Annotated in this window: 2 protein-coding genes; both read right to left on the bottom strand. The window is 40.0% G+C overall.

Going from position 1 to position 588, the window contains the following annotated elements; translation table 11 throughout:
* On the bottom strand, nucleotides 1–251 hold a 251-nt coding region (locus tag B0186_RS10460; protein ID WP_078219316.1), incomplete at its 3' end, for a hypothetical protein.
* Nucleotides 251–588: DUF4376 domain-containing protein (locus B0186_RS10455; protein ID WP_143411966.1), on the bottom strand; the 338-nt coding region annotated here is incomplete at its 5' end. The genes B0186_RS10455 and B0186_RS10460, both read right to left, overlap by 1 nt.

Below are 588 nucleotides of genomic sequence, written 5' to 3'. Positions count from 1 at the left end.
GAAAACTCAGGCGGATATTGGCGGCGTTGGATTTCGCTTAAATAAGCCATTTCGCAATGATTTCTATCAAAAAACAAACCATTGACAAATGTGAACCAAAAACGCCAACGCTTTTTAGGCTGTTTAGCAAGAACCGCACCACGATAGCAACGGCTTGAAAAAGTCTCATCTGCGGCACCGCCAGCGACTGCATTTAAAAATTGGTCAAGTCCCACAAAAACATGGTAAAAATAATTTTTTAATTTCTCCATTATTTACCCTCCTCATAAATTTCCGCCCAACCGCTTGAATAATCATATTCCAGCGGATTTTCTACGCTCATCATCGCCATTCTGTGCTTTTCTGCGTTGATATGGTCGGCATTTTCCGTCACGACCATCTGCAAAAAGATTTCATCAAGCAAAGTGCGGTTCATTTTAATGAAAGAATTATCCGCACATTTCCAATCAATCTCGCCTAATTTGTCAATGACCTTATCAAGACCAAGATACTTTGTTTTTTCCTCTTCGCCAGTTTGAAACCATTTTTTCACGCTGGCAATATAAACGCCCCCTAGACTGTTATCGTAACGTTTTTGTTTGATTAGCT

Source organism: Canicola haemoglobinophilus (genome assembly GCF_002015075.1).
Lineage (GTDB): Bacteria > Pseudomonadota > Gammaproteobacteria > Enterobacterales > Pasteurellaceae > Canicola > Canicola haemoglobinophilus.
The sequence above is the reverse complement of the archived record's forward strand: the minus strand, read 5'-3'. Positions and strand labels throughout refer to the sequence as shown.